The organism is Cupriavidus sp. 05L411 (assembly GCF_056398045.1).
Genome location: NZ_JBFTOQ010000121.1, coordinates 1 through 1249, shown reverse-complemented (window position 1 = coordinate 1249; position 1249 = coordinate 1). Strand labels below are relative to the sequence as shown.

The 1249-nt window shown below is 60.4% G+C and carries 1 protein-coding gene; it reads right to left on the bottom strand.

What is annotated here, in order from left to right; all coding sequences use genetic code 11:
• Window positions 1–8 precede the first annotated feature (8 nt).
• A protein-coding gene (locus tag AC1DQR_RS40190) for an IS3 family transposase (protein WP_416047961.1) occupies window positions 9–1186 on the bottom strand; the annotation gives its coding sequence in 2 pieces (ribosomal slippage) (window positions 9–919 and window positions 919–1186; 1179 coding nt in all).
• Window positions 1187–1249 lie beyond the last annotated feature (63 nt).

Below are 1249 nucleotides of genomic sequence, written 5' to 3'. Positions count from 1 at the left end.
TGTAGTGGTCAAGTTTTTTCGGACAGGCTGATAGGTTGTTTTGCTTCTGGCTTGGCCTCGTAAGCGGCAGGCGAGACATAGCCAAGGGTTGAGTGCAAGCGCACAGGGTTGTAGAAGCCGACGATGTACTGGGTAATGTCACGTCGTGCCTCCGCGTGATTGGCATAGCGCCGCTGCCACACCCGCTCCATCTTCAGGTTCAGGAAGAAACGCTCCATCGGCGAGTTATCCCAGCAGTTGCCTTTGCGGCTCATGCTGCAAACGATGCCGTGGCGCGCCAGCATGGCCTGGTACTCGGCACTGGCGTACTGACTGCCTCGATCCGAATGGAGCACCAGCCCCCGCGCCGGCCGACGCTGCTGTAGCGCCATTTCCAGCGCTGACATGATCAGGGCCGTCGGCATGGCCGGCGCCATGGCCCAGCCGACCACCTTGCGTGAGTACAGATCCAGCACCACCGCCAGGTACAACCAGCCCTGGGCAGTGCGGATATACGTGATATCTGAGACCCAGGCCCGGTTTGCCTGCGGCACATCAAATTGCCGATCCAGCACATTTTTCGCGACAGGTTGATCGTGTTTGCTGTCGGTCGTCGCGACAAACTTGCGTTTCCAGGTCGCACGCAGCCCAGCCTCCTGCATCACCGTACGGACCCGCTGACGGCCAATTTTGATCCCTTGGGCCCGGACCGCATGCATCAGCCGTCGGCTGCCATAACTGGCGCCGCTGGCGGCAAAGGCTGCTTTCACATGGGCCCGCTGCCGCAACTTCGGCGCGCCCGGCAAGGCGCGCCGGTCAGCGTAATAGCCAGCTCGGCTGACGCCCAACACCCGGCACGCCGAACTGACGGAGACAGCCTTCTCTTGCAGGTGGGTTACCACCCGATAACTCACTTGAGCTCTCGTGCAAAGAAGGCTGAGGCCTTTTTTAGGATGCTATTGTCCTCCCGCAACTGCCGGTTCTCAGCCTCCAACTGCCGAATGCGCTGCTGCTCAGGCGTCAGCGGCTTGCCGATCCCAGCACCGCCCGCCAGCTCCGAATCGTATTGCGCCAGCCATCGCCGCACTGCCGTCTCGCCAAGCTCCATCGTCCGGCAAACCTCGCCCACCGATAGCCCCTGGTCTTTCACCATCCGTACTACTTCCAGCTTGAAGCTGGCATCAAATTGTCGGCGTTGTCTTGTCATCTGTTTCCTCGTCGATATGGATTGTCACCCTATCGACCTGTCCGAGGAAATTAGACCACTGCA